Here is a 24,936-nt window from a genome sequence, read left to right as displayed (position 1 = left end):
GAAACCAAATGGCTATTAATTACGGAAATTGGAATTACGGTACAGGTCGTCGCAAGAGCTCTGTAGCACGTGTATTCATTAAATCTGGCAAAGGTGAGATTACTGTTAACGGTAAACCTATCGATGCTTACTTTGCGCGCGAAACATCACGCATGATCGCTCGTCAGCCTTTGGCTCTCACAGCTCACCTAACAACCTTTGATATCAAAGTAAACGTTAGCGGTGGTGGTGAAACTGGCCAAGCTGGTGCAGTTCGTCATGGCGTTACTCGTGCATTGATCGACTACGACAACGCTTTGAAGCCAACTCTGTCTAAAGCAGGCTTGGTGACTCGTGATGCTCGTGAAGTTGAGCGTAAAAAAGTTGGTCTGCATGGCGCGCGTCGTCGTAAGCAGTTCAGCAAGCGCTAATTCTTTCAGTCGCTTCAGTTTTATCGAAAGGGTCGCGCAAGCGGCCCTTTTTGTTTCTACAATCTAGGCATTAGAGAGATAAAATTCATCTGTCGGTATTTTGGAGAATGGCATGATTAAAGTTGGCATTGTAGGTGGCACTGGATATACAGGAGTGGAATTACTGCGCTTATTGGCGCAGCACCCCGAAGTGAGGATTCAGGCCATTACCTCTCGCACTGAAGCTGGCACGCCAGTAGCCGAGATGTTTCCATCTTTACGTGGTCGCATTGATCTCAAGTTCACCACACCGGATGAAGCCAAATTAACTGAGTGCGATGTTGTGTTCTTTGCAACGCCACATGGCGTAGCAATGGCACAGGCAAAAGAATTGCTTGCTAACAATGTGAAGATTTTGGATTTGGCTGCCGACTTCCGTTTAAAAGATGTCAAAGAATTTGCTAAGTGGTATGGCATGGAACATGGCTGCCCAGAAATTTTGGCTGAGGCAGTTTATGGCTTGGCAGAAATTAATCGTGAAGAAATTAAAAAAGCCCGCGTCGTCGGATTGGCTGGTTGCTATCCCACTTCTGTTCAGCTTGGGCTTGCCCCATTACTTTCACCAAAGTCTACTGGTGGCAAACAGCTCATTGATGGCACGCATATTATTTCTGACTCTAAGTCAGGCACTTCAGGTGCTGGACGCAAGGCAGAAATTGGGACTTTATTATCAGAATCTGGTGATAACTTCAAAGCTTATGCTGTTAAAGGTCATCGCCATCTTCCAGAAATTGTCCAAGGCTTGAAGGCCATCGCTGGCCATGATCAGATAGGTCTGATCTTTGTACCGCACTTAACGCCTATGATTAGGGGCATTCATTCAACCTTGTATGTGCGTTTGACTGAGGCTGGAATGAAGGTGGATTTCCAAAAGCTCTATGAAGATTTCTATAAAAGCGAGCCTTTTGTCGATGTGATGCCGGCGGGTAGTCATCCAGAAACACGCTCAGTGAGGGGTAGTAATGGTTTGCGGATTGCTATTCACCGCCCTGGTGATGGCGATACTTTAGTGATTTTGGTGGTTGAGGATAACCTAGTGAAGGGTGCTTCAGGCCAAGGGGTTCAGTGTATGAACCTGATGTTTGGCTTGCCTGAGACCACTGGATTGACACAGATTGCGGTTTCACCATAATAGGATCAATTGGAAAGACCCTTCAGCACACTTGGAATTAAAAGCCTAAAATAAACCATCGCCTTTTGAATTAGGAGTAAATCATGACCCAATTAGCTACGCAAGAAACTACGCAACCAGCACAAGACTTCGCCGAGCCACCAACTCCATTGGTGTTTACGGATAGCGCCGCTGCAAAAGTGGCTGACTTGATTGCTGAAGAAGGTAATCCAGAATTGAAGTTGCGCGTGTTTGTTCAAGGTGGCGGTTGCTCAGGATTTCAATATGGCTTCACATTTGATGATGCCGTGAACGAAGATGACACCCTATTTGAGAAGAATGGCGTGACCTTACTGGTTGATTCAATGAGCTTCCAATATTTAGTTGGTGCTGAGATTGATTACAAAGAAGATATCAATGGATCACAGTTTGTGATTAAAAATCCGAACGCCCAAACTACTTGTGGCTGCGGATCTTCTTTCTCTGCATAAGAACAGGCTTAATAACTTAGGCTGGATAGTAGGCGCCTAGAATTCTAGGACCTTTCGCTCCCGTAACGGCTGGCAAATTTGCTGGCCGTTTTTCTTTATGAGCCCACGCTAACCATGCGAATGCAAGACCTTCTACTAGTTGAGGATCAATGCCAAGTGCATCGCTGGTCATAATATCGAGTGGGTTATTAAATACTTCTTTAGCTTTGGTTTTAAATGCATCTAGTAATGCGGTATTGCGGGCACCACCACCACAGACAATAAGAATCTGGGTTTGCGGCGCATAACGCAGCACTGCTTGGAGTGACGAATCCACAGTCAGTTGTAATAAGGTGGCTTGCACATCTTCCGAGTGGATATTTTCTGAACCAATGTGCTTTTGTAGCCACTCCAAATGAAAGTCGTCACGGCCTGTACTTTTTGGCGGAGCTTTTGCAAAAAATGCATCGGCCATCATTCTTGAAAGTAGTGCTTGATTGACTGTGCCTTGGGCTGCCCAAGTGCCATTCTCATCAAATGTATGACCTTGCTGTTCCGCAATCCAGCCGTCCATCAACATATTGCCAGGACCACAATCAAATCCTTTTACCTCCCCCTTACTTGGCAGGAGAGTGAGATTGGCAATACCGCCGAGGTTTAATACGGCGATATTTTTATCTGTAGCAAACTGTTGCGCATGAAAGGCTGGCACTAAGGGGGCACCATGACCACCAGCGGCAAGATCTCGACTTCTAAAGTCTGCGATGACATCAATTCTAGTCAACTCTGCAAGAAGTGCTGGGTTGAGAGTCTGGTGCGTATAAGCCAGATGATGAGTAAGATCGGCTTGGTGGCGAATGGTCTGGCCATGGGCGCCAATCGCATTAATATCTGCAGGAGAAAGATCATTCTCGGCAAGCAAATGCTTAACGGCATCTGCATAGGCTATCGCGAGGGCGTTGGCAGCCTGATTTTCTCGGTGAATCTCGTTTGGTCCGGGACTCTGTAAGTCCAGAAGGGCTTTACGCAATTCGGGGGTAAATGCAGTGCTCATGGACCCTAAAAGGCTGGTATCACCAGCCGCCCCAATCTTTGCCAGTACAGCATCTATCCCATCTAGGCTGGTACCAGACATCAGGCCAATGTAGAGGGTGTGGGGCTTATTCATGCGGTATCAGGGCTTTATTCTCAGGAATGCGACAATTATGCTTTAGCAATCTAAATACTAATTTAACCGAATCAGTTCACCAATACAGCATGACGGCTAAACCAGAACAAAAATACCCACTTACCCCCGAAGTTTTTGCAGCCCTTGAAGTAAGCAAAAGGGGTTGTGATGAGTTATTAGTTGAGGCGGATTGGATTCAAAAGCTAGCTAAGAGCCAGGCAACAGGCATTCCCTTGCGGATTAAGTTGGGTTTAGATCCTACTGCGCCTGATATTCATTTGGGTCATACCGTTGTACTGAATAAATTACGTCAGCTCCAAGATTTGGGTCATACCGTGATTTTCTTGATTGGTGATTTCACGAGCATGATTGGTGATCCCTCTGGACGGAATGCAACACGCCCGCCGCTGACTGCTGAAGAAATTGCTGTCAATGCCCAGACTTACTATCGTCAAGCGAGCATGGTGCTGGACCCCGCTAAAACTGAAGTTCGCTATAACAGCGAGTGGTGTGATCCACTAGGCGCACGCGGTATGATTCAGTTGGCTGCCAGATATACCGTGGCGCAAATGTTGGAGCGCGATGACTTTACTAAGCGCTACCGCAGTGGTGTTCCCATTTCTGTGCATGAGTTTTTGTATCCATTGATGCAGGGCTATGACTCTGTTGCTTTGAAGAGTGACTTAGAGCTTGGCGGTACTGATCAGAAATTTAATCTCTTAGTCGGGCGTGAACTCCAACGTGAATATGGACAAGAACCACAATGTATTTTGACAATGCCGCTCCTCGTTGGTTTGGATGGCGTGGATAAGATGAGTAAGTCCAAAGGTAATTACATTGGCATCAGTGAGCCTGCTGGCGAGATGTTTGGCAAGCTCTTGAGCATCTCCGATGAATTGATGTGGGATTACTACACATTACTATCATTCCGCCCTATGGCTGAAATTGATTTAATGAAGCAAGAAGTCGCTAGCGGAAGAAATCCTAAAGATTGCAAAGTATTGCTCGCACAGGAAATCGTCGCTCGTTTCCATTCGCAAGCTGCTGCTGAAAAAGCTTTAGAAGATTTTCATCATCGAGCCAAAGGCGGTGTGCCAGATGATATTCCTGAAGTCAATATTTCAGGTGCCCCGCTGGGGATTGCTAGCCTTCTCAAGGCTGCAGGTCTTGCCCCATCGACATCAGAAGCTATACGCAATATCGAGCAAAACGGTGTGAAGATTGATGGTGTAACAGTTGCTGATAAGCAATTAAAGGTTGAGACTGGTATCTATGTTGTACAGGTAGGTAAGCGCAAGTTTGCTAAGGTGACGCTAATTAAATAGTAGCCAAGAAATAGACGTACCACTTAATGCATCACTTTGCTATTTGAGAGAAAAAATATGAATCACGATGAGACATTCGCTTAACCATCTTTTAAAGAAATATACTTTTTATTTTGGCGGAGATCAGCCATACGTCTCTTGGTTAGAGCGCTTTCGATCGGTGTTTGGAGTATTTACGGGCCTTTTACTGGTGCTCACTATCTCAAAGTATCTTGGAGATCTAAGTGGCGTTAATGAATGGCTTATGGCTTCTTTGGGTGCAAGTGCTTTATTAGTTTTCGTGCTTCCACAGAGCCCTATGGCCCAACCCTGGGCAGTCATTGCAGGCAATACCTTATCTGCTTTAGTCGGTATTTCGGTAATTCATTTTGTGAGCGATCCACTGATGGCAATGTCATTTGCAGCTAGCTTATCTATTTTGGGGATGTTTATTTTGCGCTGCTTGCACCCCCCGGCCGCTGCAATTGCTTTAATTGTGGTGCTTGGTAACGTCATGCATGTTCGGTATGCAATTTTTCCGATAATGATAGATTCTATATTGCTGGTTTTGGTTGGGGCGGCCTACAGCAATTTAACTGGTAAAACTTATCCCAATAGACCAAACTAAAATGGGCAATTTTCCTCAGCTGATCTGAATTATTTCAAGAGATCTTGATCGCTAGGTGGCGTTAAGCCAAAATGCTCATACGCCTGACGCGTAGCCACTCTTCCACGGGATGTTCTTTGCAGGTAGCCTTGTTGAATCAGGTAAGGCTCTAAGACATCCTCAATAGTGTCACGCTCTTCACCAATAGCCGCCGCTAAGTTATCAATACCAACGGGGCCACCATCAAACTTATGCAAGATAGCTTCAAGCAATTTACGATCCATCACATCAAAGCCGCTTGGGTCTACGTCAAGCATCTTTAATGCGGCATCAGCCATGTCTTTAGTGATGGTACCTGTACCTTTGACTTCGGCATAATCCCGTACCCGACGTAATAGGCGATTCGCAATACGTGGAGTGCCTCTAGCGCGCCGTGCAATCTCAATTGACCCCTCGGGATCAATATTGGCTTTGAGTAAGCTAGCGGAGCGCGTAATAATTTTGGTGAGCTCATCAGTAGTGTAGAACTCGAGTCTTGCCACAATGCCAAAGCGATCGCGCAGTGGGTTGGTGAGCATTCCGGCACGGGTTGTAGCGCCGATCAGAGTAAAGGGCTTGAGATCAATCTTGACGCTGCGCGCTGCAGGACCTTCACCAATCATGATGTCTAAGCTGTAATCCTCAAGAGCGGGATAGAGAATTTCTTCAACTACCGGAGAGAGACGATGAATCTCATCAATAAAGAGCACATCATTTGCTTCTAAGTTGGTTAGCAATGCTGCAAGGTCACCGGGCCTGTCTAGAACCGGGCCACTGGTTTGGCGTAAGTTCACGCCAAGCTCTCTGGCGATGATGTGGGCTAAGGTAGTTTTGCCTAATCCAGGAGGGCCAAACAAGAGGACGTGATCTAGGGCTTCTTGCCTTGCTCTAGTCGCAGTAATAAAAATCTCTAATTGGGCGCGTGCTTTAGTTTGACCTACATACTCATCAAGCTGCTTTGGGCGCAAGGCCCTTTCAAAAACAGCTTCAGAATTACCTGCTGCACCGCTAACGATGCGGTCATTGCCTTCTGGTAAATCTTCGGGGATTGAGCTGAGGTCTTCTGTGTGGATTGCCATACTGCAAGTGTAGTGGTGTTTGGGCGACTGGTTATGAAGACTTCGAGAGGTATTTAAGACCCATGCGGATACCATCTGATACGGTGGTATCCGAAGGGATTTGTTTGAGGGCGAGCTGAGCCTCTTTTTCTGAATAACCCAGCGCCAAGAGGGCTTGCAATATCTCGCTACTTGCTTCAACTGTCTGAGGCTGACCGCCAATAATTCCTAAATCCGGAGCCAGCTTCCCTTTAAGCTCTAGGCAAAGACGCTCAGCAGTCTTTTTACCAATACCAGGCACTTGAGTTAGGCGCCCTGCCTCTTGCATCGCAATCGCTTGCGCCAATTCATTGACGCTCATGCCAGAAAGTACCGCAAGTGCTGTGCGTGAACCAACGCCGCTGATCTTGATCAGTTGTCTAAATGCTTCACGCTCAGTTTCAGTGGCAAATCCAAACAACTGCTGCGCATCTTCTCGGACTTGGAAGTGGGTAAGTAATGTAATTTTTTGATTGGTCTCTGGCAATTGGTACAGGGTACTCATAGGTACATCAATCTCATAACCAACACCTTGGCAATCGACCAAGAGGCGAGGTGGATGAACTGAAACGAGAATTCCTTGAATGCGACCAATCATGTCAAGATCTTAACCTGTTTAGGTTGTTATTTCTTGCTACTCTTTTTGGGTACAAGGGCAGTAGTAATTGCTTTTGGGATTTGGGCATGGTGAGCGGCACAAATCGCCACCCCTAAAGCATCTGCTGCATCCGTTCCTGGAGCGCGACTGAGGCGCAGTAAACGTTTCACCATTTCTTGAACTTGTGGCTTAGTAGCTCTCCCGGTTCCCACAATGGACTGCTTCACTCTCAGCGCGCTGTACTCAGCAACAGGGAGTTTGTCGGATACCAAGGCGGCAATTACTGCACCTCGTGCTTGACCAAGCATGAGGGTGGAGCGAGGATTGACGTTCAGAAATACTTCTTCAATAGCGGCTTGTTCTGGGTGGTAGGTCTCTAAAACCTCCTTAATGCCCGCGTACAAGATTCCCAGGCGCTCAGGAAGCCCTTGTGCTGGATCACCACTTTCAATCGTCCCTGAGGCTACATAGCTAAGCTTTTGGCCATCAACATCAATGACACCAAAACCGGTAGTACGTAAACCTGGGTCGATTCCTATCCAGCGCATAAGCGATTAGTGACGGAAGTGACGTGTGCCAGTAAAGATCATGGCAATGCCATGCTCATCAGCTGCTGCGATGATTTCATCATCACGCATACTGCCACCAGGTTGAATGGCACAGCTGGCACCACCATTCACAACCACATCTAGGCCATCGCGAAATGGGAAGAAGGCATCACTTGCTACTGCAGAGCCTTTAAGACTTAAGCCTGCATTCTCAGCCTTAATACTGGCCATACGAGCAGAGTCGACGCGGCTCATTTGTCCAGCACCAATACCGAGAGTCATGCCGTTAGCGCAATACACAATCGCATTAGACTTCACAAACTTTGCAACGCGCCAAGCAAACATCATGTCGTGCATTTCACTTGGAGTTGGCAGGCGTTTGCTGACAACGCGCATTTCGTTCTCAAGAACATTTTTCGCATCGGGGGATTGCACTAGTAAGCCACCGCCCACGCGTTTAAAGTCAAAAGTATTAAATGCAGTACCAAGAGGAATCTCTAATAAGCGAACATTTTGTTTAGCAGCAAAGATGGCCTTAGCTTCAGCGCTAAAGCTTGGGGCAATCAATACTTCCACAAACTGCTTAGAAATCGCTTCAGCTGCTACACCATCACATGGCACGTTGAAGGCAATAATTCCACCAAAGGCTGAGCTTGGATCAGTCTTGAATGCCTTTTGATATGCCTCAAAAGCATTGGCAGCAACAGCTACGCCACAGGGGTTGGCATGTTTGATGATGACACAGGCAGCGGCACCGCCAGCATTCCCAGTAAAGCTCTTAACGCATTCCCAAGCAGAGTCGGCATCAGCGATGTTGTTGTAGGAAAGCTCCTTACCTTGTAATTGTTTGTAATTAGCAAGCGCACCATCGACGGGATCAATATCCTTATAGAAAGCGGCTGATTGATGTGGGTTCTCACCGTAGCGCATTTCTTGCACCTTTTCAAAGGCAAGGTGTAGGGTTTCTGGATAGGCAGAACGTGTCTTGTGATCTAAGTCATCACCTAGTGCTGAGAGATAGTTAGCAATGGCACCGTCATATTGAGCGGTGTGAGCAAATACTTTTTTAGCCAGACTCAAATTGGTCTTATAAGAAACTAGGTTCTGATTAGTTTTCATCTCTGCAAGAACAGGAGCGTAATCTTTTGGAGAAATCAATACAGTCACATCTTGATGGTTCTTGGCGGCAGCACGCAACATTGCTGGACCGCCAATATCAATATTCTCAACTGCATCTTCAAATGAACAATCCGCTTTAGCGACTGTTTCGTTAAATGGATAGAGGTTAATCACTAGCATGTCGATCGTATCGATACCATGCTCTTTCAATGCAGCCATATGTTCAGGAAAATCTCGACGGGCTAACAAGCCACCATGCACCATCGGATGCAAGGTTTTCACGCGACCATCGAGCATCTCTGGGAACTTAGTCAGCGAAGATACTTCCACTACGGGTAGATTATTTTCAGCTAAAAGTTTTGCAGTGCCACCAGTTGAAATCAGCTTGACGCCTTGCTCATGGAGGGCTCTAGCGAACGGCACAATGCCATTTTTATCGGAAACAGAGAGTAAGGCTGTGCGGATCATATTGTTCAGAAAGTTGTATTAATTGAGAATTTGCGAATGGGGTCTGTCTTATTTCAGGAGCTGGTGCTCAACTAACTTTTTGTGAAGTGTATTTCGGTTGATGCCAAGGTATTGCGCCGCCAAAGATTGATTCTGTTTTGCGTGCTGCATTACCAATTCGAGCATCGGCTTTTCAACTACTGCGAGAACCATTTGGTACAAGTCAGATGGAGGCGTTCCTTTGAGATCGTCCAAATAAGCTTGGAGTTGGGTCTCAATACATTCGGAAATGGGGTGCTTATTAGTCATGGATAAATTAAATAAAAAACTAAACTTAGGCTGCTTCTAAAAATAACAAACGATCTGAATGGGATTTCATTTCATTGAAAAAATCATTCACCATTTGCAATTGGGTTTTGCAATCATCGGCAGTGTTCATTCTTTGGCGAAAGGCATGGGAGTCACGCAAGCCCTTGCAGTACCAGCCGATATGCTTACGCGCTGTGCGTAAACCAACATATTCGCCATAGAAATCATAATGATCAATGAGATGAGCATTCATGATCTCTTGAATCTCATTAATCTGTGGTGTCGGTAACTTACCGCCAGTTTCTAGAAAGTGATTAATTTCACGAAAGATCCAAGGGCGTCCCTGAGCGGTGCGACCAATCATGATGGCATCGGCACCAGTTTCTTTCAAAACAAATTCTGCTTTTTCTGGAGTGGTGATATCACCATTGGCAACCACAGGGATGGCAACGCTATTTTTTACTGCACTAATTGTTTCGTACTCAGCTTCGCCATGATAGAGGTCGGCTCTCGTGCGGCCATGAACTGTCAACATAGAGATGCCAGATTTTTCGGCGAGGCGTGCAATATCCATTGCGTTTTTATGCTCGCGATCCCAGCCTGTCCGAATCTTTAAAGTTACAGGCACTGCATCAGGTCCTACGCCGACAGCTTGAACTACGGCTTCTAAAATTTGTTGCACTAAAGGCTCGTCTCTTAATAGTGCAGAGCCAGCTGCAACATTACAAACCTTTTTGGCTGGGCAACCCATATTGATATCAATGATCTGGGCGCCATGATCGACATTAAGTTTGGCAGCAGCAGCCATCATCTGCGGATCAGCGCCAGCAATTTGGACGGCAATAGGCTTGAATTCACCTTGGTGGTTAGCGCGACGTTGGGTTTTCTCACTCTTCCATAGCAAGGCATTGGAGGCGATCATTTCAGATACGGCATAACCAGCGCCGAGCTTTTTGCAGAGCTGGCGAAACGGACGATCCGTTACCCCGGCCATTGGGGCAACAAATAATCTATTTGCAAGGAGGTGCGGGCCAATCTTCATGTGTTTCAGGCTGGGTTCTAGGGTGCTTTTAGGGCTGGGGGAAAGGGTGACACTTTAGCACAAATTAGCTTATATTTGCCTAAAAAATAGGCACACTCCATGACTTAGGTCAAACAGGGAATACTTTTATTTTGGAGGGTATTTCAGCCTCTTAGCGCCTACCAAACATCATCTGGCGGGCTAAGGCTGTTTTGATGGGAGGAAGCCATTGGAGGGCTGATAAAGCCAATCCACGGCCAATTACAACAGGAAATAGATTGGAGGTGAAGATTCTGGCCATGAAGTCTGTAAGGCCTATCGTGGCCGACCGATCGAGCTTGCGACTTTGGGCATATTCCTGCAAGGTAGTTTCGATGGCTAGAGGAGTTTTTTGATCCTCTGACTTGGAGAAGAGGATGCTAAGTTTTTCTGCCAAGAGATAGGCATCCCGTAATCCGAGGTTTAGACCTTGTCCCGCAACGGGATGCAAGGTCTGAGCGGCATTGCCAATCCAAACTTCGTTAGCCTGAGTAATTTCTTTACGGTAATTGAGTCCAAGCTCGTAAAGTCGGCGGTCCTGGATTTTAAAAAATTGTCCAATGCGTGAGCCAAACTCCACTTGCAAGCTTTTCAGAAAATCGGCGTCACTTAAAGCTAGTCGTGCTTTTGATGAGCTTGGGGTTCCACACCAAATCAGATTCAGAATATTGGGACCATAGTGACTAGGTAGCACAGCCAAAGGTCCTTCAGAAGTAAAGCGCTCCCACGCTTGGAAGGGTGGCGCATTCTCAACCTCCACTAAACCAACTAAAGCTGATTGTTCATAGTCTCTGCCAGACTCCACCCAGTCTTGGGTTTTAAATAAACCACCTTCAGCATGAACTACGCACTTGGCTTGAATGTTTTCAATATCGGTGTTGGTATCGATATGTTTCCAAACAAAATGGGGGCTATTGGCTTGAATGACTTTTAAGGCTTTGCGCAGCGTGAGGTGAATATCGCGATAACGAATGATGTGGCCTAAGGCTTTTTGACCTAGTTCTTCGCGAGTCATCAGAGCACGACCAAAGCGACCCGCTTGAGAGACATGTACCCGATGAATATCGGCGCACTCAGTAGGCCATGCATTGATAGTATCTAACAATAGCTTGCTGCCGTGAGATAGGGCGACTCCCCGGGTATCTGCAGCAGTTAAATCAGCATCATTTACAGGATTGCGATCTAGTAGAGCAAGCTTTGCTTCAGGAAATTTTTGCAAGCACCATGCTGCACAGGCTAAGCCCACCGGACCACCACCTTGAATCACGATATCGAAGTTCTTAACTGACATGCTTGGCAATATATCTTTTATTGGCAGTGCTCTAATTATTTTTCATAAGTGCTTCGATTTCATCGGCTTTAACTGGCACACCGCGAGAAATCAATTCACATCCAGAATCGTTCACTACAGCATCATCCTCAATACGGATACCGATATTCCAAAAGCGCTCATCTACATCATCAGCAGGGCGGATGTATAAACCTGGCTCGATAGTGAGTGCCATACCTGGCTTAAGAACGCGCCATGGCTTTTCGGAGGAACTTGGTGAAGTGTCAAGTGGTTCGCGATAGGAGCCAACGTCATGCACATCCATGCCCAGCCAATGTGAGGTACGGTGCATATAAAAGCGACGATAGGCTGCTGTCTCCAGTGCATTATCCAAAGAGCCTAATTCCGCCAGCTTAAGCAGATTCTCATCAAGTAATCCTTGTGTGAGTACTTTTAGGGCTGCCTCATGGGGCTGCATGAATGTATTACCAGGCTTAGTCATTACGATAGCGGCTTCCTGCGATGCAAGCGTAATGTCATACAGTGCGCGTTGTGGACCTGTGAACTTCCCATTCACCGGGAATGTACGAGTGATATCTGAAGCATAACTATCTAGCTCGCAACCTGCATCAATGAGGCACAGATCTCCGCCACGTAGTTCGGTATCACCAGCACGGTAATGTAGGATGCAGGAGTTAGCGCCGCCCGCAACAATGCTGTTATATGCAACGCTTTGTGCGCCACTGTAGCGGAACTCGTGAAGTAGCTCTGCTTCAAGGTGATATTCACGTATTCCAGGTTTGCAGGCTTGCATAGCACGAATATGAGCGCGCGCAGAAATCGCGGCCGCACGACGCATGATCTCAATCTCATGGACATCTTTAAAAAGACGCATTTCATGAATCAAACTTTCTACATCATGAAATTCTGAAGGAGGATTGACGCCAGCACGCGCCTGAGCTCGCACTTGTTTCATCCAATGGCGTAAGCGACGATCTATTTCGGCACTTTCTGAAAGACGAATATAGACAGCATCCTGATCTGCTAATAACTCACCTAGTTTTTTATCTAACTCATGATTGCTATGGGCATATTCCACTCCCAAGGCGGCAGGTGCAGCGTCTGGCCCTAAACGAATGCCATCCCAAATTTCACGTTCTGGATCTTTAGGTCTGCAAAAAAGGTGTGACTCTAGTTGGGGCTGTGATGTTGATCCAGCAATCTTCAGTACGAGGGTTGCACCTGGCTCTTCAAAGCCAGTGAGGTAGAAAAAATCACTGTCGTGACGATAGGGAAACTCACTATCTCGATTACGCGCTGTCTCAGGCGCTGTAGTGATGATGGCAACGCCACCACCAGTTTTGGCGCAGATCCGTTTGGCGAGTTCAACTCGGCGTTGTTGGTAAATGATGGATTTATTCATTTGCTGCATTGAGTTCTTGTAATCGTTGGGGTGTACCTACATCGTGCCACGGTCCGGTATATTTTTCACCGGACACTCTATTTTGAGTCATTGCCTCCCTCAAAATTGGAGCTAGCTTATTGGGCACACTGAATTCCAAGTCCTTAAAAAGATCTCGGTGGTAGAGCCCAATACCAGAAAAGGTGAGTTTTTCAGCGCCATCTAGTGGTTCATTGGCAACTTGCGAGTCCCTGATATAAAAGTCACCCTCAGGATGCTGAACTGGGTTGGGAACCATCAAAAGGTGTGCCAGAGGTCTGCTTGGCATGCTGCGTAAGTCAGAAACTCGGTTTAAGAGCTGCTGGATTGGCAGATTTGGGCTAAAAATATCTCCATTGATGACTAGGAAATAATCGCTTGGGTTTAGTAAAGGCAAGGCTTTGCGAATACCGCCAGCAGTTTCTAGTGCGCTGGTTTCTGGGGAGTAGCTAATGTTGAGTCCAAATTGGCTGCCGTTTCCTAGCGCTTCCTCAATCTTCTTGCCAAGCCAGGCATGATTAATCACCACATCTTGAATACCTGCCGCACTCAATGCCTCCAAATGCCAGGCAAGTAAGGATTTATTGTTGATAGTCAGGAGTGGTTTAGGTAGTTCATCTGTCAGGGGGCGCATGCGCTCGCCTCGACCTGCTGCTAGTAAAAAGCATGGAATGAGATTGGGCTTATTCATGATGAGTGACTATTCATCCTGAGTAGCACGCGTTGATTCTAAAATGCGTGCCAAGGGCTTTAATTCGATATAACGATTCGCAGTGGCAATCGCATACTCGAGTACCAAAGGAATATCTTTGAGATAGCCATCTTTGCCATCGCGATGAAATAGCCTTGCAAAAATACCCAAGATCTTCAGATGTCTTTGTAAACCCATCCATTCAAAGTCACGATAGAACTGACCAAAATCGTTTGGCATTGGCAAGCCTACTTGACGACCTTCTTCCCAAAATTTAATCACCCAATCAATCACACGTTCTTCAGGCCATGAAATGTACGCATCACGCCAGAGTGAAGATGCGTCGTAAGTGATGGGGCCATAGACTGCGTCTTGAAAATCAATTACGCCAGGATTATTTTTTTCAGTGACCATCAGATTACGTGAATGGTAGTCACGATGAACATAGACTTTTGCCTGCGTAAGATTGTTTTGAATAATCAGTTCAAATGCTTGCTTAATCTGTAAATTCTGAAGTTTGCTTAATTCGATGTGCAGATGTTTCCCTAAATACCATTCAGGAAATAAGTCTAGCTCACGTTTTAGTAATGCCTCATCATAGTTTGGTAGCACATTTGGTTTACTTGCTAATTGCATTTGTACCAGGGCGTGTGTCGCATCTTTATAGAGATAGTCAGCACTCTCTGAATTGAGTTCCGCAAGGTAGGTTTTAGTGCCTAAATCGTTGAGTAAAAGAAAGCCCTCAGCCACATTCTTTTCTAGGATTTTCGGAACATTTAAACCGGCACTTTCGAGTAATAAATCAACTTGAATAAAGCTATCTAAGGGCTCGTGTTGGGGTGGGGCATCCATCACGATCAAAGTCGGAAAATCCGGGTTTTTGGACGCAATCCTGAAATACCGCCTAAAGCTGGCATCTGCCGAGGCGGGGGCCAAAGTGGGGAGATCTAATTGCCAGCTAGGTTCAAGGCCTTTTAGCCAGTTATGGAGGGTGTCTAAGCGAGAGTCAGTCATGGTCGATTCGTATAATAAGGCGGGTCTGGATCTATGAGTCATTATCGCCGTCGTGCCGGCCTTTGCGCCCCTCTTTTTGTAGCTGTTACCCTGCGCTTAATGATGGGGGTTGTATTGTCGCAATTTGCACTTGCAAGTCAGGCCCAGGCACCCGCACCTTTACCTCCTTCTGCACAGTCTTTAGGGAGCTCTGCCAACTCCGTTTTAATTCCTGATCGTGGCGATGTCACTGTCTTGAAGTTGGATGATCAATTACGGGTTGGTAAACCAATCAATGATGGGCAAGCTTTAACATTTACCTCTAGTGACTCGATTGATGGAATCGTTGATCGAGAAATGCGCTTGAAAGGGCGCGCACAAATTCGTCGCAATGGCGCAGTCATCAAAGCGGATGAAATTAAATACGACCCCGATTCTGATATAGCTAATTTATCTGGTAATACCGAATTTTCAAAAGGTAACGCATCCTTCAAGGGACCTAAAGCACGCTTTAGAGTTGATGCACGTGAAGGGGAAATGGAAACCCCTAATTACGAACTGCGAGATAACCGAGCGAGTGGTAATGCAAAAAAACTGACGATCGAAACTGCTGATGTATTTGTGTTTGATAATGCCACCTACACTACCTGTACCCCCGAAAATTTAGATTGGTATTTCACAGCAACTACGCTGGAGATTGATAACGAGCAAAAAGAAATGGTTGGTAGGCACGGCGTGATGCGATTCTTTGATGTGCCTATTGCTTACACGCCCTACTTCACTGCACCCACCTCTAATCAACGTCGTTCTGGAATCTTGGCACCGGTAGCTGGCTACAACTCTAATAATGGTATTGATGTAACGCAACCTTACTACCTTAATATTGCACCTAATCGTGATTTACTTTTACTGCCTCGCGTTATGGGCCAACGTGGAGTTCAATTGGGTGCTAAGTACCAGTTTCTGGATAAGCAGTACTCTGGTAATTTGATGGGCGATTATCTTCCTTACGATCGCAAGACTGGTACGGATCGTTGGCGCTATGACTGGCAGCAGAGGCAAAACTTTAGTGGCGACTTGTTGGGTATGGGTGGGCTCCCCATTGCTGGTGCTTGGACTGGTTATGCCAATGTGGCGCGGGTTTCGGATAACTTATATCCAACTGACTTTTCGCAAAGCATGGCTGGTGCAATTACTAGCCAGTTCCGACAAGAGGTTGGCACCTCCAAGAACTTGACTGGTAGCTTAAGTAATTGGACTGTGGGAGCCAGGGCGATGACGTTCCAGACCTTGCAGCCGGATCCAACGGTAACCGTTCAGTCTCCATACAATATTTTGCCGAATGTCACAGCTGCTTACAATAATCGTTTAACACCTGCAGTTGCTGATACCAGTGGGAAATACATCACCTTACCCTCGGGCCCTGCAACCACTTTTTCAACCGATTTCACGCGCTTTGCCTACAATATTGGTGGTAACTTAGCAGCAACTGCTCCGGGTGCTTATAGCCAAGCTGATCGAACAGTGATCAAGGGTGCCATGGCTCTTCCCCAAATTACGCCTGGTTACTACATCACTCCGAAAGTGAGTTTTCAGTCTAATACCTATAACGTAACACCGTACAACCCTGTGGGTGCGCCAGCCGCTCAAGGCTTCACTATTCCGACCTTTAGTCTGGATTCAGGGCTGGCGTTTGAAAGAGATGCCGCTGAGTTAAAAGGCTTCTTTGGACGCGATATGTTGCTCACAATGGAGCCAAGAGCTTTTTATGTTTACACGCCATTTGAGAGCCAGGCTCAAACTCCTTTGTTTGATACGGCGGATGCCGGTTTTGGCGTAAGTCAAATTTTTAGTGAAAATACTTTTGTTGGTAATGACCGTATTGCAGATAACAATAAGTTAACCGGCGGTATTACCAGTCGCATGATTGAGGCCAATACAGGCGCAGAACGAGCCAATGTAACCTTGGCGCAACGTCAAGCCTTTACGGGGCAGAAAGTGGGTCTCAATGGCACCATTGCAAATCCTACAACTTATTCGGACACATTGGGCTCCGCTTCAGTTCGCCTGCTTGGTAACTTCAGTACAGATGTGTTTGGGCAGTACAACACGCAATTGAATCGCTTAGTCCAAACAACAGTAGGCGGTAGTTGGCGACCTACACCTGGAAGAAGCTTGAATTTTGGCTATCGAAATGTTTGGACTCCACCAACGCAAGCATCCGTTCAGAATAACCAGGCTTTTGTCCCTTCAGCAACCACTACTGATCAATACAATATTTCAGGCCAATGGCCTATTACGCGTGAAGTATCTGTCTTGGGTCGCTGGGGTTACGATGCTTTAACGACCAAAACGCTCAATACGCTAGTAGCTTTAGAGTGGATGCGTGATTGTTGGACCTTACGTGGTGCCTACTCTCAGATGCTCAACACCTCACAAATCACCACTACTCAGGTTTTATTCCAAATAGAATTTAGGGGCTTTGGTAGCGCTGGTAGTAATCCAGTTGATATCATGAAGCTAAATGTTCCTGGATATATGCCTACTTCCAAGCCTATACCACCTTCAATTTATGAGAACTATCAATGATGCGTAGGAATCAATTTAACCAAGCACTTGCGGCCATCATTTTGGCTGGCCTTGCTTTGCTGCCTCAGTTCGCGTTTGCGCAAGATAGCTCAAAGATTTCAGCTGATAGCAAAATTCGCAATATTGATGGTGTTGCGGCAGTGGTGAATACAGGCTATGTGACGCGTAAAGAAATTGATGATCGAATTGTTGCCCTACAAAAGCAGGGAGGTAAGCTTCCTGATGCTGCTGCGTTGCGCAAGACGGTGATGGAGCGCCTCATCCTTGAAAAAATTCAATTACAAAATGCAGAGCAAGAGGGTATTGCGGTTAGTAACAAAGAGTTAGATAAGATTATTGGTGATATTGCTGCCAAGAATAAATTAACACTTGCAGAGTTAAAAGTAAAAATTGCCGCTACTGGTAGTACTTATGAGCGCTATAGTCAAATGCTACGCGATGATGTGATTATTAGTCGTTACCGTGAGCGGGAGGTTGAGGGCAAGATCAAGATTTCTGATGCGGAGGTGGATAACTTTATTTCTGATCGTAATCGTGAGGCAGCTGGTGGAGGAAAGCCCGTACGCTCAAGCCCTGCTGTAAAAGGTGAGCCAGAAGAGATTGACGTTGCGCAGATTTTTATTCCTGCAGATGCTAATGCTAATGCCGGTGCTGGTGCTCAGGCTGAGGCAAAGAAGAAGGCAGAAGTCCTTTTACGTGAAGCGCGTGGTGATGTCGATTTCTTGCAGTTAGGTGCAATGGCTGCGAAAGACAATCCAAAAATTAAGTTTCAAGATTTGGGTTACCGTACCCCAGATCGCCTGCCACAATTGTTTTATGAGGCCGTCAGAAATACAGGCAGTGGGCAAGTTGCTAACGCCGTAGTGAGGAGCCCAGCTGGTTATCATGTTTTGAAAGTTTTAGACCGTCGTGCGCTAGTTGCTGGTGCTCCCGAGCCTCAGCAAGCTGCCCCTCAAGAAACTTCTACCACTCCACAAAATATTATGGTGACGCAGACTTTGTCTCGTCATATTTTGTTGCGTAGTCGTGCAGGCTTGACAGACCAAGATGCTGAAAGACGCCTCGCAGGTTACCGTGATCAGGTTCGTGCAAAAACTGCTGATTTTGGTGATTTAGCTAAAAAATATTCTGAAGATGGATCTGCTGCTAATGGAGGCAACTTAGGTTGGATGGGACCCGGTGATTTAGTTCCCGAATTTGATCAGGCAATGAATCGCTTGCAAATAGGTGAAGTTAGTAATCCAGTGAAGACTGAATTTGGTTGGCATTTAATTCAGGTTCTCGAGCGCCGTGAAGCGCAGTTGACTTTAGAGAAGCAGCGCCAATTCGCCCGCGCAGCCATTCGTGAACGCAAGTTTGAGCAGGCTTATCAAGATTGGCTACGTGAATTACGCGACACCGCTACGGTAAAGATCATTAATGCAGATGATCCAGCAGCCAGTCCCCGTTAATCTCGTCATTAGCTCTGGAGAGCCTGCAGGGGTTGGTCCAGAGGTCTCTATTGCGGCTGCATTGGCCTTCTTGGAAGAGCAGCCTTCAAGCTCGATTACTTTGCTTGGCGATTACAGCTTATTTTCAGCCACTGATATCCCTAAAGAACTTTCTAATCGTTTGAAGCTTGAATCTATTGCGCTAGCTTCTCCAGTTACTGCGGGTCAATTAAATCCTGCTAACGCGCAATATGTTCTGAGTCTTCTGGACGCTGCGGTTAAGGGCTGCCTTGATGGTCGTTTTGATGCCATGGTGACTGCGCCAATACAAAAGAGCGTGATCAACCAAGGCCATACTTTAAATGATGATGTATTTACCGGACATACGGAATATCTAGCAAAGCTTTGCCATCAAGATCATGTTGTCATGATGTTGTGCGCGACATTACCAGCCGGCTTCTTGGGCTTGCATAAAAGCTGTGACCTTCGGGTGGCTTTGGTCACAACTCACCTACCTTTGAAGGAGGTTTCTGGTGCGCTCAACCAACAGTATGTTCTGGAAACCATTCAAATTGTCGATCGAGATCTGCGGGCAAAATTTGGTATTGCTAAACCTATTATTCGGATGGCGGGGCTCAATCCACATGCGGGTGAAGCTGGTTATCTAGGGCGCGAAGAGATTGATGTCATTCTTCCTGCTATCGAGGCTGCGAAAGATTTGGGTATTCAAGTCAGTGGACCTTATCCAGGAGATACGATGTTTGATGCCAAGGCTTTAGATGGCGTGGATACATTTATTGCGACGTATCACGATCAAGGTCTAGCGCCATTCAAATTTGTCAGCTTTGGTGGTGGCGTGAATGTTACCCTAGGCCTACCGATTATTCGTACTTCAGTGGATCATGGTACTGCACTAGATATTGCTGGACAAGGTATCGCAGATCCAGGCAGCATGTTAGAGGCTTTGCGACTCGCCTATCAATTAGCGGTAAATGTAAAGAACACAAAGAATCTATCAATATGACCCATCAAGCTCGTAAACGATTTGGTCAGAACTTTTTGCAGGACTCCGGAGTAATCTATTCCATAGTTGCGGCAATTAATCCTAGTGAAAATATGCATGTGATTGAGATTGGCCCCGGCCTTGGTGCATTAACAAGACCTTTATTAAGTAATCTAGAGCACCTAGATCTTTTAGAGATTGACCGAGATTTAGTGGCCTACTGGAATCAAGAGAATCTCAAGGGTCTGAATGTAATTGAGGGAGATGCCCTCAAGTTTGATTTCCTGGAATGGGCAAATGCCCGGCCGGCTAATAGTGGTCTGTGTAAGGTGGTTGGTAACTTGCCTTACAACATCTCCTCCCCATTACTCTTTCATCTTGTTTCTGCCGCCCACGCAATTGATGAGCAGGTATTCATGCTGCAAGCTGAAGTGGTTGAGCGTATGGTCTCTAAAGCTGGTGGATCTGAATTTAGTCGGCTTTCCGTTATGTTGCAAGCGCGCTACGATATGGAGCAAGTCTTAGAGGTTCCCCCTGAAGCATTTGATCCTCAGCCTAAAGTCAATTCTGCTGTAGTGCGTATGATTCCGCGCAGAGATTTCAACTTGAGTGATGCGCAGTGGCATGCTTTAGAAAAATTAGTGGCCGCAGCATTCTCTCAAAGAAGAAAAATGCTTCGTACGAACTTATCGGCCTTTGCTGATCGACTGTCTCTATCTGAATCTGAATTAAAAGCGCGTGCTCAGGATATTCCCGTAGAACGCTACATTGAATGGGCTAAAACTTTAGCCCATTAAGCATCTGGTTTTACTGGTAAGCAGCAGGATCAATCACTCGCATTTCAGCTTCAATCCACTTCTCTACTTCTTGATGAAGTTGGCCTCCTGTTTTTCCAGTAGAGCTAATGGCAGGGCCTATTGAGAAGATCACTGTACCTGCTTGCTTTAGAAAACTATTTTTAGGCCAGCAACGGCCGGCATTATGGGCAATCGGAATCACTAAAGCTTCAGTAGCGCTCGCTAGTCTTGCTCCACCTTTGCTGTACGGCTTGTGAGATCCAGTGGGCGTTCTAGTTCCCTCTGGAAATAACAAAATCCATTTACCTTCAGCCAAGCGTTTTTTCCCTTGGCCAACAACCGAGATGGCAGCCGTTTCTTTACTATTGCGATTGATATGAATCATCTTGAGTAAAGCCAAAGCCCAACCAAAGAAAGGGATCCAAAGCAATTCCCTTTTGAAAACAAAGCAAACCTGCTTAGGAAGCAGGGCGATATAAAAAATAGTTTCGTAAGCAGATTGATGCTTACTTAGAACGACAACAGGCTTATCCAAAACCGCCATCATGTTTTCCATCCCACGAATTTCGTAACGAATTCCACAAAGAGGCTGCAAAATCCAGATGACGGCTTTATTCCAAAGCCCAATAAAGCGATAACGATTCTCAGGATTGAGGAAGGGAAAAACTAGGATACACAGCACCGACCAAATCGGCGTGAATATCAGCAAAAAAAGGGTGAATAGGGCTGAGCGGATAAAAGTCATATTGGCATTAAACCTGATCTTGTAGCAGTGCAGTAGCAAATGCCATCAAATCTATATGAATCTGCGTTCCCTCTGGTAGACCACCTTTATCTAGGGTTTTACTACCCTTGCCGGTTAATACTAAATGCGGACTAGCGCCCAATGCAATTCCTGCCTGCAAGTCACGCAAGGAGTCGCCCACAATCGGCACTCCCAATAAAGGCGTGACACTCTGATTTTTCTTGTAGCGCAGTGCTATCTCTTTCATCATCCCCGGTAGGGGCTTGCGGCAATCGCATGCATTGGCATCAGTATGGGGGCAAAAGAAAATACTATCGATATGACCGCCCAAGGGTTTGAGGAGTTTATCCATCTTGCTATGCATTGCATGCAGGTCATTGATATTGAAATAGCCTCGCGCCAAACCAGATTGATTGGTTGCTACAGCGATTTGATAGCCAGCTTGATTCAGTAGTGCAATGGCTTCAAGACTGCCTGGCAAGGGAACCCACTCATCACTCGACTTGACATAATCATCTCGGTCTTCATTGATCACGCCATCGCGATCAAGAATGATTAGTTTGGAAGAGTTGTTGCTCATGCTAATTTGCCGAGGTCGGCAATAAGATTCATTTTCTGGTGAAGTTGTTGCAGGAGAGCTAGGCGGTTATCGCGCAGCTCTGGATTGGGGTCCATCACCATGACATCGGCAAAGAATTGATCGATTGGAGCGCTTAAAGCTACGAGAGCTTTTAATAGATCCACAAACTGACGTTGCTCATAAGCAGTGGTCAGTGTTGGGGTGAGCTTCTTAAGCGCTTCGTATAGGGCGATTTCAGCAGGAACTTGTAAGAGCTTGCTTGAGCAGGCTCCCGGAATAGTAGCGGCATTCTTCTTCAGAATATTACTGATACGCTTGTTTGCAGCGGCTAACTGAGCAGCTTCTGCCAAGGCGTTAAATTCACGCAATGCAGTTAAGCGATCAATTAAGTCATTTAATTGGGCAGGTGATTGACTTAACACCGCATCAATCTCTTCGGTAGTGAATGACTTGCCAGCAACGGCCTGATCACGCAAGTAAGCACGTAGACGATCGATAATGAAGGCGTAAATATCTTCAGCCTTCGCTTTCTCTTGAACGTCTTTCTGGGGAAATTGTTTGCGTGCCAGTTCAATGAGCTTAGGTAGGCTAAGGCTGAGATTCTTCTCTAGCAAGAGCCGGCAGATTCCAAGAGCATGTCGACGCAGGGCGTAGGGGTCTTTATCACCAGTTGGCGCAAGGCCAACACCCCAGATACCAACAAGAGTTTCTAGCTTGTCGGCAATCGCTAAGATGGTCCCAGTTTGAGTTTGGGGTAATGCGTCACCAGCAAAGCGAGGCATGTAATGCTCGCTACAAGCAGAGGCTACTTCAGAATTTTCACCATCATGCGTGGCGTAGTAACGGCCCATAATACCTTGGAGCTCTGGGAACTCGCCAACCATATCGGTTAATAAATCCGTTTTAGCAATCTCAGCAGCACGGCTAGCAAGTGTCTCATCAGCCGATAAAGTTTTTGCAATACCAGAAGCAATACCTTGAACACGCTTGGTGCGATCTAATTGATTACCAAGCTGATTGTGATAAACCACTTTTCCTAGATCAGCTACGCGAGATGCCAGTGGGCGCTTTTGATCTTGCTGGAAAAAGAAGCGTGCATCGGAAAGTCGTGGACGTACTACACGTTCATTGCCAGAAATAATTGCTTCGGGTTTATCGGTCTGAATATTAGAAACGATTAAGAAGCGATTCCGTAACTTACCTTGCTGATCAGTCAGAGCAAAGTATTTTTGATTGGTCTGCATTGTCAAAATCAAACATTCTTGTGGAACCTCTAAGAACTCTTGATCAAAGTGACACTCGTAAATTGCTGGCCACTCTACTAAGGCCGTCACTTCGTCTAACAGACTATCTGGCATCAGCGCTAAATCAGTCCCAGCAGCTTTTAATAATGCAGATTCGATAAATTCACGACGTTTTTCAAAGCTGGGTAACACTTTTGCTTTAGTGGTGAGATCTGATTCATACTGATCTGCAGAGGCAATAGTAATGACGCCTGGAGCTAGGAAGCGGTGGCCTTCTGTTTGGTTGCCTGCGTCAATGCCTAATGCACTGATGTGCAATGTTTGTTTGCCGTGAAGAGCAATGATGCGGTGCGCCGGACGTGCAAACTCAACGTCAGCTAATTCACCATTTTTCTGTAGTACTTGGTAGTGCATCATTTTGGCAATGGGTAACTTACCCAGTGTTAGCTCGAGGGCTTGCTGCGCAGTTTTTTCTAATGCGGCACCTTTGGCAATGACATTGAGATAGAGCGCTTCATTTTTTCCTTCACCGGATTTTTCTAAGGTGGAGAGGTCGATATCAGGGTAACCCAGGGAAGCTAATTTCTTTTGTAGTGGTGCAGTTGGCTTCCCATCAACATCAAAAGCAATGCTGGTTGGCAGTAATTTTTCACGTACTGGATAGTCTGGAGCTTGGCTTAAGACATTGGTAATTTGAACAGCAAGGCGACGCGGTGTAGCGTAGCTAGTAGTAACAGAGTGATCGCCCAAAAGACCTGCGGCCTTTAGATGTGAATAAATACCTTCACTAAAAGCATCTCCTAAGCGGCGTAATGATTTTGGTGGAAGCTCTTCAGTAAACAATTCAAGCAGAAGGTTGTTTGCTTGAGAGAGGGAATTCGGTGTACTCATAATTAGATCGAGTTGCTTAGGCTTTAGATTGACGTTGGCACATCGGGAATCCCAATTTCTCACGAGACTCAAAGTAAGCCTGCGCTACTGCGCGCGAGAGATTGCGAATGCGTCCGATATAGGCTGCACGCTCGGTAACCGAAATAGCGCCACGGGCATCCAGTAAGTTAAAAGTATGTCCAGCCTTCAGTACCATTTCATAAGCGGGTAAGGCTAATGGCACTTCCATCAAACGTTTGGCTTCACTTTCATAGTTAGTGAAGTTTGCAAACAAGAGATCGGTGTTGGAGTGTTCAAAGTTATAGCAAGACTGCTCCACTTCATTCTGGTGGTACACATCACCATAAGAGATGCCATCTGCCCAAACGAGGTCGTAAACGTTAGAGCAATTTTGGATATACATTGCCAAGCGTTCAATACCGTAGGTGATTTCGCCTAAAACAGGTTTGCAGTCAATGCCGCCCACTTGCTGGAAATAGGTGAACTGCGTCACTTCCATGCCGTTGAGCCAGACTTCCCAGCCTAAGCCCCAAGCACCTAAAGTTGGATTTTCCCAATCATCTTCAACAAAACGCACATCGTTTTGTTGAAGATCAAGACCCAAGGCAGCAAGCGAACCTAAGTAGAGCTCAAGGATATTTTCTGGTGCGGGTTTCAGTACTACCTGGTACTGGTAGTAGTGCTGCAGGCGATTCGGATTTTCTCCGTAGCGACCATCCTTGGGTCTACGTGAGGGTTGGACGTAAGCTGCTTTCCATGGCTCAGGGCCAATGGCTCTCAAGAAAGTAGCTGTATGAGATGTACCGGCACCGACCTCAAGGTCAATAGGTTGCAATAGGGCGCAACCTTGTTGGTCCCAGTAATCTTGGAGTTTGAGAATAATTTGCTGAAAAGTAAGCATGATTTACCTGGCTAAGTCTTTGATTTTACATGGCT

General features: G+C 46.2%; 24 protein-coding genes. 9 read left to right on the top strand and 15 right to left on the bottom strand.

Annotated features, from left to right (window positions below):
* The first annotated feature begins 8 nt into the window (after nt 1–8).
* The 3 genes from rpsI (at nt 9) to erpA (ending at nt 2,051) form a co-directional block, all read left to right on the top strand.
* Nucleotides 9–410: a 30S ribosomal protein S9 gene (gene rpsI / locus ICV89_RS09865; protein WP_015422033.1), complete on the top strand. Its 402-nt coding sequence runs from the start codon at nt 9–11 to the stop codon at nt 408–410.
* A 112-nt stretch (nt 411–522) separates the two neighbouring features.
* On the top strand, nt 523–1,581 hold the full coding sequence (gene argC, locus ICV89_RS09860) for an N-acetyl-gamma-glutamyl-phosphate reductase (RefSeq protein ID WP_215308477.1): 1,059 nt from the start codon (nt 523–525) through the stop codon (nt 1,579–1,581).
* 83 nt (nt 1,582–1,664) lie between these two features.
* Complete coding sequence (gene erpA / locus ICV89_RS09855) at nt 1,665–2,051, top strand: iron-sulfur cluster insertion protein ErpA (protein ID WP_215308476.1); 387 nt, start codon at nt 1,665–1,667, stop codon at nt 2,049–2,051.
* Between the two features lie 16 nt (nt 2,052–2,067).
* On the opposite strand, the gene ICV89_RS09850 is transcribed toward erpA, so the two are convergent.
* Complete coding sequence (locus ICV89_RS09850) at nt 2,068–3,198, bottom strand: anhydro-N-acetylmuramic acid kinase (protein ID WP_215308475.1); 1,131 nt, start codon at nt 3,196–3,198, stop codon at nt 2,068–2,070.
* An 89-nt stretch (nt 3,199–3,287) separates the two neighbouring features.
* On the opposite strand from ICV89_RS09850, the gene tyrS reads away from it, so the two are divergent.
* Both tyrS and ICV89_RS09840 read left to right on the top strand, forming a co-directional pair.
* Entirely contained in the window at nt 3,288–4,523 is a 1,236-nt protein-coding gene (gene tyrS, locus ICV89_RS09845; protein ID WP_215308474.1) for a tyrosine--tRNA ligase, read from the top strand.
* A gap of 67 nt (nt 4,524–4,590) precedes the next feature.
* Nucleotides 4,591–5,130 (top strand): HPP family protein, encoded by a 540-nt coding sequence (locus ICV89_RS09840; RefSeq protein WP_215308473.1) that lies wholly within the window; start codon nt 4,591–4,593, stop codon nt 5,128–5,130.
* Between the two features lie 29 nt (nt 5,131–5,159).
* Here ICV89_RS09840 and ruvB read toward each other — a convergent pair whose 3' ends face one another.
* The 10 genes from ruvB to ICV89_RS09790 all read right to left on the bottom strand — a co-directional run bounded on the left by ruvB (nt 5,160) and on the right by ICV89_RS09790 (nt 14,742).
* Complete coding sequence (gene ruvB / locus ICV89_RS09835; protein ID WP_215308472.1) at nt 5,160–6,227, bottom strand: Holliday junction branch migration DNA helicase RuvB; 1,068 nt, start codon at nt 6,225–6,227, stop codon at nt 5,160–5,162.
* Nucleotides 6,228–6,258: 31 nt separating this feature from the next.
* On the bottom strand, nt 6,259–6,843 hold the full coding sequence (gene ruvA / locus ICV89_RS09830) for a Holliday junction branch migration protein RuvA (RefSeq protein ID WP_215308471.1): 585 nt from the start codon (nt 6,841–6,843) through the stop codon (nt 6,259–6,261).
* A 26-nt stretch (nt 6,844–6,869) separates the two neighbouring features.
* Nucleotides 6,870–7,391, bottom strand: a complete 522-nt coding sequence (ruvC, locus tag ICV89_RS09825; RefSeq protein ID WP_215308470.1) for a crossover junction endodeoxyribonuclease RuvC — start codon at nt 7,389–7,391, stop codon at nt 6,870–6,872.
* 6 nt (nt 7,392–7,397) lie between these two features.
* Entirely contained in the window at nt 7,398–8,978 is a 1,581-nt protein-coding gene (gene purH / locus ICV89_RS09820) for a bifunctional phosphoribosylaminoimidazolecarboxamide formyltransferase/IMP cyclohydrolase (RefSeq protein WP_215308469.1), read from the bottom strand.
* A 48-nt stretch (nt 8,979–9,026) separates the two neighbouring features.
* Nucleotides 9,027–9,266, bottom strand: a complete 240-nt coding sequence (locus tag ICV89_RS09815) for a helix-turn-helix domain-containing protein (RefSeq protein ID WP_215308468.1) — start codon at nt 9,264–9,266, stop codon at nt 9,027–9,029.
* Nucleotides 9,267–9,291: 25 nt separating this feature from the next.
* Nucleotides 9,292–10,308, bottom strand: coding sequence for a tRNA dihydrouridine synthase DusB (gene dusB, locus ICV89_RS09810; RefSeq protein WP_215308467.1), 1,017 nt, complete (start codon nt 10,306–10,308; stop codon nt 9,292–9,294).
* Nucleotides 10,309–10,459: 151 nt separating this feature from the next.
* Nucleotides 10,460–11,617 (bottom strand): FAD-dependent monooxygenase, encoded by a 1,158-nt coding sequence (locus ICV89_RS09805; RefSeq protein ID WP_215308466.1) that lies wholly within the window; start codon nt 11,615–11,617, stop codon nt 10,460–10,462.
* A 31-nt stretch (nt 11,618–11,648) separates the two neighbouring features.
* The gene (locus ICV89_RS09800) at nt 11,649–13,019 is read right to left on the bottom strand and encodes an aminopeptidase P N-terminal domain-containing protein (protein WP_371817893.1); all 1,371 of its coding nucleotides are present in this window, start codon (nt 13,017–13,019) and stop codon (nt 11,649–11,651) included.
* Nucleotides 13,012–13,728, bottom strand: coding sequence for an N-acetylmuramate alpha-1-phosphate uridylyltransferase MurU (gene murU / locus ICV89_RS09795; protein WP_215308464.1), 717 nt, complete (start codon nt 13,726–13,728; stop codon nt 13,012–13,014). The genes ICV89_RS09800 and murU overlap by 8 nt, the downstream gene beginning before the upstream one ends.
* Before the next feature lie 9 nt (nt 13,729–13,737).
* Nucleotides 13,738–14,742, bottom strand: a complete 1,005-nt coding sequence (locus ICV89_RS09790) for an aminoglycoside phosphotransferase family protein (RefSeq protein WP_215308463.1) — start codon at nt 14,740–14,742, stop codon at nt 13,738–13,740.
* Nucleotides 14,743–14,775: 33 nt separating this feature from the next.
* Between ICV89_RS09790 and ICV89_RS09785 the strand changes: the two genes are divergently transcribed.
* From ICV89_RS09785 to rsmA, 4 genes are read left to right on the top strand one after another with little or no spacing between them, the layout of a single operon-like run.
* Nucleotides 14,776–17,310: an LPS-assembly protein LptD gene (locus ICV89_RS09785; RefSeq protein WP_215308462.1), complete on the top strand. Its 2,535-nt coding sequence runs from the start codon at nt 14,776–14,778 to the stop codon at nt 17,308–17,310.
* Entirely contained in the window at nt 17,307–18,761 is a 1,455-nt protein-coding gene (locus ICV89_RS09780; protein WP_215308461.1) for a peptidylprolyl isomerase, read from the top strand. Before ICV89_RS09785 ends, ICV89_RS09780 begins: the two co-directional genes overlap by 4 nt.
* Nucleotides 18,736–19,764 (top strand): 4-hydroxythreonine-4-phosphate dehydrogenase PdxA, encoded by a 1,029-nt coding sequence (gene pdxA, locus ICV89_RS09775; protein WP_215310393.1) that lies wholly within the window; start codon nt 18,736–18,738, stop codon nt 19,762–19,764. The genes ICV89_RS09780 and pdxA overlap by 26 nt, the downstream gene beginning before the upstream one ends.
* Nucleotides 19,761–20,540, top strand: a complete 780-nt coding sequence (gene rsmA / locus ICV89_RS09770) for a 16S rRNA (adenine(1518)-N(6)/adenine(1519)-N(6))-dimethyltransferase RsmA (protein WP_215308460.1) — start codon at nt 19,761–19,763, stop codon at nt 20,538–20,540. The genes pdxA and rsmA overlap by 4 nt, the downstream gene beginning before the upstream one ends.
* 10 nt (nt 20,541–20,550) lie before the next feature.
* Here the strand turns inward: rsmA and ICV89_RS09765 are convergent, their stop codons facing one another.
* Genes ICV89_RS09765 through glyQ form a run of 4 tightly spaced genes read right to left on the bottom strand, consistent with a single transcriptional unit; the run spans nt 20,551 to nt 24,901 of the window.
* On the bottom strand, nt 20,551–21,285 hold the full coding sequence (locus ICV89_RS09765) for a 1-acyl-sn-glycerol-3-phosphate acyltransferase (protein ID WP_215308459.1): 735 nt from the start codon (nt 21,283–21,285) through the stop codon (nt 20,551–20,553).
* Nucleotides 21,286–21,292: 7 nt separating this feature from the next.
* The gene (gene gmhB, locus ICV89_RS09760) at nt 21,293–21,865 is read right to left on the bottom strand and encodes a D-glycero-beta-D-manno-heptose 1,7-bisphosphate 7-phosphatase (protein WP_215308458.1); all 573 of its coding nucleotides are present in this window, start codon (nt 21,863–21,865) and stop codon (nt 21,293–21,295) included.
* Nucleotides 21,862–24,000 carry a glycine--tRNA ligase subunit beta gene (gene glyS / locus ICV89_RS09755; protein WP_215308457.1) on the bottom strand — a complete coding sequence of 713 codons (2,139 nt, stop codon included), beginning with the start codon at nt 23,998–24,000 and terminating at the stop codon, nt 21,862–21,864. Before glyS ends, gmhB begins: the two co-directional genes overlap by 4 nt.
* Before the next feature lie 16 nt (nt 24,001–24,016).
* Entirely contained in the window at nt 24,017–24,901 is an 885-nt protein-coding gene (glyQ, locus tag ICV89_RS09750; RefSeq protein ID WP_215308456.1) for a glycine--tRNA ligase subunit alpha, read from the bottom strand.
* Nucleotides 24,902–24,936: the final 35 nt, after the last annotated feature.

The organism is Polynucleobacter sp. Adler-ghost, from assembly GCF_018688495.1.
GTDB lineage: Bacteria > Pseudomonadota > Gammaproteobacteria > Burkholderiales > Burkholderiaceae > Polynucleobacter.
The sequence above is the reverse complement of the archived record's forward strand: the minus strand, read 5'-3'. Positions and strand labels throughout refer to the sequence as shown.